Here is a 5,902-nt window from a genome sequence, read left to right as displayed (position 1 = left end):
GGCCTCGGCCGGATCGGCGAGCTGGCCGCCCCGATCACGCTCCGCGAGTTCACCGCCCGCGTCGCCGCCGGCCTCCCCGCCACCTCCTGGGGCGTGCGGGCCGCGGGCGATCCCGACCGCGAGATCCGCACCGTCGCCGTGTGCGGGGGAGCGGGCGACTCCCTGATCGAGACGGCCCGTGCCGCGGGCGCCGACGTCTACCTCACCTCCGACCTCCGCCACCACCCCGTGTCGGAGTCGCTGGAGAAGAGCGCGATGGCGCTCGTGGACGCCGCCCACTGGGCCACCGAGTGGCCCTGGCTCGCCGACCTGGCCGCTTTCCTCGAACCCGTTGTGAAGACCAGGATCTCCACGCGCGTCACCGACGCGTGGACCCATGCCGTTGAAGGAGCTCAGTGAAAGCCGCACCCCGAGACCAGCAGCGTCTGCTCGACCTGCAGGAACTGGACTCGACCCTCGACCGGCTCGCCCACCGCGGGCGCACCCTGCCCGAGCTCGCCGAGATCGCCTCCCTCCAGGGCCGGGCCGACGAGCTGCGCGACCGGCTGGTCGACGCCCAGACCGAGCTGAGCGACCTCGACCGCGAGCAGGCCAAGGCCGAGCAGGACGTCGACCAGGTCAGGCTCCGCGCCGACCGCGACCAGAAGCGCCTGGACTCCGGCATGGTCACCTCCGCCAAGGACCTCGCCTCCCTCCAGTCCGAGATCGTCTCGCTCCAGCGCCGTCAGGGCGAGCTGGAGGAGGTCGTGCTGGAGATCATGGAGCGCCGGGAGACCGCCGAGGCCAAGGTCACCGAGGTCAGGGCCCAGCAGGCCGAGCTCGACGCGACCCTCGCCAAGCTCACCGACGCCAAGGCCAGGGCCGAGCAGGAGATCGCGGGCGAGGCCGGGCTCAACACCCAGGCCCGCAAGGGCGTCTCCGGCGACATCCCCGCCGATCTGCTGGCCCTGTATGAGAAGCTGCGCGACCAGTTCGGCGGCGTCGGCGCGGCCGCGCTCACCCGCGGCCAGTGCCAGGGCTGCCGGCTCGCCCTCAACACCTCCGACCTCAACCGCATCCGGGCCGCGGCCCCCGACGACATCGTCCGCTGCGAGGAGTGCCGCCGCATCCTCGTCCGCACGGCGGAGAGCGGTCTTTGACCCGCTCCCTGATCGTCGAGGCCGACGGCGGCTCCCGGGGCAACCCGGGGCCCGCCGGCTACGGCGCGATCGTGCTGGACGCCGCGACGGGCGAACTGCTGGCGGAGGCGGCCCGGTCCATCGGCCACGCCACCAACAACGTGGCCGAGTACCGCGGGCTGATCGCGGGCCTGGCCCACGCCGCCGAGCTGGCGCCCGACGCGGCCGTCCGGGTCAGGATGGACTCCAAGCTGGTCGTCGAGCAGATGTCGGGCCGCTGGAAGATCAAGCACCCCGACATGAAGCCGCTGGCCGCGGAGGCGGCCGCGCTCGCCGCCCGCTTCCCCTCGGTCACCTACGAGTGGATCCCGCGAGCCGCGAACTCCCACGCCGACCGGCTGGCCAACGAGGCGATGGACGCCGCCGCGCGCGGCGAGACGTGGATCTCCGCCGAGCCGGCCGCCCCCGCGGCACCGGCCCAGAAGTCGTGGGTGCCGCCCAGCACCGTCCCGACCCGCACGCTGCTGCTCCGCCACGGCCAGACCCCCCTGTCGGTCGAGCGCCGCTTCGCCGGCATCGGCGACATCCCGCTCACCGAGCACGGTTTCGCCCAGGCGGAGGCCGCCGCCCAGGCCCTGGCAGGACGGGGTGTCGACGTCATCGTGGCGAGCCCCCTGCGCCGCGCCCAGGACAGCGCGAAGGCCGTCGCCAAGGCCACCGGCGCCCAGATCGCCACCGACGAGGGCTTCCGCGAGACCGATTTCGGTCTCTGGGAGGGCCACAGCTTCGCCGAGGTCAAGGAGCGCTGGCCGGACGAGCTCGACGCCTGGTTCGCCGATCCCGACTTCGCCCCGCCGGGCGGCGAGTCGTTCGCCGAGGTCTCCCGGCGCGTCACCGCGGCCAGGGACCGCCTGCTGAGGTCATATCCCGAGCAGACCGTCGCCGTGGTCTCCCACGTGACCCCCATCAAGATCATGGTCCAGTTCGCCCTGGACGCCCCCAACACGATCCTCTACCGCCTCCACCTCGACACCGCCTCCCTGTGCACCGTCGACTGGTACGCCGACGGCCCCGCTGTCGTCCGCTCCCTCAACGAGACCCACTACCTTCCGTAGCCCCTAGGATGGTCTCGGCGAGTGAGGCGGTCGGGCGGCCGCGGCGGGGAGCGATTCCCGTCGAGGAAAGTCCGGGCTCCGCAGAGCAGGGTGGTCGGTAACGCCGACCCGGGGTGACCCGCGGGACAGTGCCACAGAGAACAGACCGCCCCGGCTCAGGCCGGGGTAAGGGTGAAACGGTGAGGTAAGAGCTCACCAGCGCCCCAGGCGACTGGGGCGGCTAGGTAAACCCCACCCGGAGCAAGACCAGACAGCGTGTGATCGAGGGCTGCTCGCCCGAGCACGCGGGTAGGTCGCTGGAGGCCGCCGGCAACGGCGGTCGTAGATGGATGGTCGCCACCGGGCCCAGCGCCCGGTACAGAACCCGGCTTACAGACCGCCTCACCCGTCGCCGCGGTCGTGCGGCGCAAGCGAAAGGCCCCGCCACCCGAGCTCGGGTGGCGGGGCCTTCGTTGTCGCCGCGGGAGTTCGGCGTAGGGAACGGCTCTACTTGGCGGCGCTCTCGATAACCGTGGCTTCCTTCGGGCGGTCGGAGTCGGCGGCGAGGGCGAACTCGGCGCGCGGCTGCTCGATCTGGCCGAGGGAGACCGTCTCGCGCTTGAAGAACAGCGCGAGGGTCCAGTCGGCGACCACGCGGACCTTGCGGTTGAAGGTGGGGACACGGCTCATGTGGTACGTGCGGTGCATGAACCAGGCCGGGATGCCGCGCTGCTTGATGCCGTAGACGTGCGCGACGCCCTTGTGCAGGCCGAGACCGGCGACCGAGCCGACGTAGGCGTGGCGGTAGGGCTTGAGCGCCTTGCCGCGGACGGCCGCGACCAGGTTGTCGCCCAGCACCTTGGCCTGGCGGACGGCGTGCTGCGCGTTGGGGGCGCAGGTCTCGCCCTCGTCCTTGGTCAGGTCGGGGATGGCGGCGTTGTCGCCGGCGGTGAACGCGCGGACCGTTCCCTCGATCTGCAGGAACTCGTTGCCCTTGACGCGGCCCCGCTCGTCCAGCGGCAGGTCGGTCGACTTGAGCATCGGGTTGGCCTTCATGCCGGCGGTCCACACCAGGGTGTTGGTGTCGAACTCGTCGCCGTCCGACAGGACGATGTGCTTGTCGACGGCCGAGTTGAGGAAGGTCTTGAGCTTGACCTCGATGCCGCGGCCGCGGAGCTGCTCGGCGGTCCACTTGCCGAGCTCGGGGCCGACCTCGGGGAGGATCTTGTCGGCGGCCTCGACCATCACCCAGCGCATGTCGGCGGGCTTGAGGTTCGGGTAGTCCCTGATGGCGTCCTTGGCCATGTCCTCCATCTCGGCCAGCGCCTCGACGCCGGCGAAACCGCCGCCGACCACGACGAAGGTCAGCGCCTTCTTGCGCAGCTCCTCGTCGTCGGTGGTGGCCGCGATGTCGAGCTGTCCGAGGACGTGGTTGCGGAGGTGGATGGCCTCGCCGATGGTCTTGAACCCGATGCCGTTCTCGGCGAGCCCGGGGATCGGCAGGGTGCGCGAGACGGCGCCGGCGGCGATGACCAGGTAGTCGAAGGTGATCCGCTTCGGCGGGCCCTCGACCGGCTGGATGATCGCCCAGCGCTCGGCCTGGGAGAGCTCGGTCACCCGGGCCGTCACGATGTTGACCTTCGGCAGCACCTTGCGCAGCGGCACCACGACGTGGCGGGGCGAGATGTTGCCGGCCGCGGCCTCGGGGAGGAACGGCTGGTAGGTCATGTACGAGACCGGGTCGACGATCGTGATCGAAACGTCTCCGCGCTTCAGTTCGCTCTTCAGCTTCTTCTGGAGGCGGAGCGCGGTGTAGAGACCCACGTAACCGCCGCCGACGATGAGGATGTGGGGGGCATCGGGGTTCTGTACCGGCCTTGTGGCCATCTCGGGCTCCTAGCGAGGTTCGCAACCAGACGTCTTACTTTGTGAAGACATTCACAATGTAGCCCATCTGCTTTGGTCTATGCCAATCAAAAACCCGGAAAGAACCATGGAAATTTCCGAACACGCAAAGTTGGAGCGGTCTAGCCCCGTGAACTAGGCCACAAATTCTCTCGCCATCAAGATTCAGGGGGCACTTGCATGACCAACGTCACAGCCTGGAGGGCCTATAAGGTGGGCGAATGCAGAACACCCCGGTTCGAGCCGCCGCGTGCGCAGCGGCGGCCCTGGCCCTGGTCGCGCTTCCCGGCTGCGGAGTGATCGGCGGAGGCTCCGACGGCGAGACCGCCGAGCTGACCGTCAGCTCCCAGTACTTCACCGACCTCAAAGACCTCCCAGCGAGATACGCGTGTTCGGCTTATCGTGGACAGGGCAAGACTCCGCCGCTCCACTGGACCGCCTACAGCGACGCCAAGGCCTTCGCCATCGTCGCCGACGACCCGGACGCTCGCGGAGGCACTTATATTCACTGGGTGCTCACCAACTTGGACGGCACGACCACCGACATCGTCGAGGGTCAGACCCCGCCCAAGGCGATCCTCGGCGAGAACTCGGCACAGCAGCGGGACTACGAGCCGCCCTGCCCCCCGCAGGGGCAGCGGCACCGGTACCGCTACACCGTGTACGCGCTGAAGGAGGCCATCCCGGCTGAGGACGCGGTGGAGCTGAAGAAGTCACTGCCCGCCATCGCGAGCCGCACTATCGCTCGCGGTCGGATCACCGGATACCTCGGGCAGTCGAAGGGGTCCTGAGTCCTCCTCGACCGGTGGCGGAAACTGCGGAGATCGTGTGAAGGTAGACCTTCACGCTGGACCATGGCATTGGGTGGAGCGATGACGATTCTGATCGTGGGCGGACTGCTGTTGCTAGTCGTCCTGGTCGTGGTCCTGGTCGTCCTCGGTATGCGCGCCGGGCGCCGGGACGACGATGACGACGTGTGGATGAGCGACGAGGCCGAGGCTCCGCGCCCCCGCCGCGCCGTCGAGAGCGACGACCAGCCGGGCACCGGATTCGATCTGCGGGTCGCCGGCGGCGCCGGGAGCAAGGCGCCGCTGCCCGCGCCGGTCGAGGCGCCGCGCCGCGGCGGCCGCGCCAGCGAGCAGATGGGCGACGACGACTACTGGGCGACCATCACCTTCGACAAGCCCAAGTTCCCCTGGCAGCAGGACAACGGGCAGGAGCCCCCGGTCGACGGCCCCGACCCGCTGGGCCACGCGGCCGCGCCGGAGCCCGAGCCCGCCGTGCACGCGTCCCAGATGTCCACGCAGGCGATCCAGGCACCGGGCGGCAGGCAGCAGCCCGATGACGGCTACGGCGACTCCTACGGCCAGTACGACGACGGCTACGCCGACGACCAGTACGGCCCCGCCGACTCCTACGCCGGCGCCGACCAGTACGCGGGCTCCGATGCCTACGCGGGGGCCGACCAGTACGGCAACGACGCCTACGGCGAGGCCGGTTACGACGACGGCTACGCCGCCGACCCCTACGAGCAGCAGCGCGACGTGCCCGTCGCGGCCTCCTACGAGCCCGAGCCCGCCCCGCTCCGCCCCGACCCGCTGGAGCCGTCGGCGCTCGACTGGCAGAACAACGAGCCGCTGACCAGGTTCGACCAGCCGCCCGTCCGCTCGTTCGACCCGCCCGCGCCGTCGTACGAGCCCGCCGCGCCCGCCTATGAGCGTGAGCCCTCGGCCACCGCCTACGACCGTCCGGCGTACGAGCCGGCGGCGGCCTACGAGCCGCCCG

General features: G+C 70.6%; 6 protein-coding genes and 1 other RNA gene. 6 read left to right on the top strand and 1 reads right to left on the bottom strand.

Annotated elements, in window-relative coordinates; genetic code table 11:
• The 4 genes from ACYVE7_RS27675 to rnpB form a co-directional block, all read left to right on the top strand.
• Window positions 1-399, top strand: a 399-nt coding sequence (locus tag ACYVE7_RS27675; protein ID WP_460368642.1) for a Nif3-like dinuclear metal center hexameric protein, incomplete at its 5' end; no start/stop codon positions are given.
• On the top strand, window positions 396-1,139 hold the full coding sequence (locus tag ACYVE7_RS27670; RefSeq protein ID WP_460368640.1) for a zinc ribbon domain-containing protein: 744 nt from the start codon (window positions 396-398) through the stop codon (window positions 1,137-1,139). The genes ACYVE7_RS27675 and ACYVE7_RS27670, both read left to right, overlap by 4 nt.
• The gene (locus ACYVE7_RS27665; protein WP_460368638.1) at window positions 1,136-2,233 is read left to right on the top strand and encodes a bifunctional RNase H/acid phosphatase; all 1,098 of its coding nucleotides are present in this window, start codon (window positions 1,136-1,138) and stop codon (window positions 2,231-2,233) included. Before ACYVE7_RS27670 ends, ACYVE7_RS27665 begins: the two co-directional genes overlap by 4 nt.
• Before the next feature lie 22 nt (window positions 2,234-2,255).
• Window positions 2,256-2,621, top strand: an RNA gene (gene rnpB, locus ACYVE7_RS27660) — RNase P RNA component class A.
• A gap of 98 nt (window positions 2,622-2,719) precedes the next feature.
• On the opposite strand, the gene ACYVE7_RS27655 is transcribed toward rnpB, so the two are convergent.
• Window positions 2,720-4,099 (bottom strand): NAD(P)/FAD-dependent oxidoreductase, encoded by a 1,380-nt coding sequence (locus ACYVE7_RS27655; RefSeq protein WP_460368637.1) that lies wholly within the window; start codon window positions 4,097-4,099, stop codon window positions 2,720-2,722.
• A 239-nt stretch (window positions 4,100-4,338) separates the two neighbouring features.
• Between ACYVE7_RS27655 and ACYVE7_RS27650 the strand changes: the two genes are divergently transcribed.
• Window positions 4,339-4,908, top strand: coding sequence for a YbhB/YbcL family Raf kinase inhibitor-like protein (locus ACYVE7_RS27650; RefSeq protein ID WP_460368635.1), 570 nt, complete (start codon window positions 4,339-4,341; stop codon window positions 4,906-4,908).
• 81 nt (window positions 4,909-4,989) lie between these two features.
• Window positions 4,990-5,902, top strand: a 913-nt coding sequence (locus ACYVE7_RS27645) for a hypothetical protein (protein WP_460368634.1), incomplete at its 3' end; no start/stop codon positions are given.

The organism is Actinocorallia lasiicapitis (genome assembly GCF_054778695.1).
The sequence above is the reverse complement of the archived record's forward strand: the minus strand, read 5'-3'. Positions and strand labels throughout refer to the sequence as shown.

Bases quoted from the DNA above. Each gene is read 5' to 3' on its own strand.
- ACYVE7_RS27655 (WP_460368637.1), bottom strand. From the start codon at position 4,099: ATGGCCACAAGGCCGGTACAGAACCCCGATGCCCCCCACATCCTCATC.
- ACYVE7_RS27650 (WP_460368635.1), top strand. From the start codon at position 4,339: ATGCAGAACACCCCGGTTCGAGCCGCCGCGTGCGCAGCGGCGGCCCTG.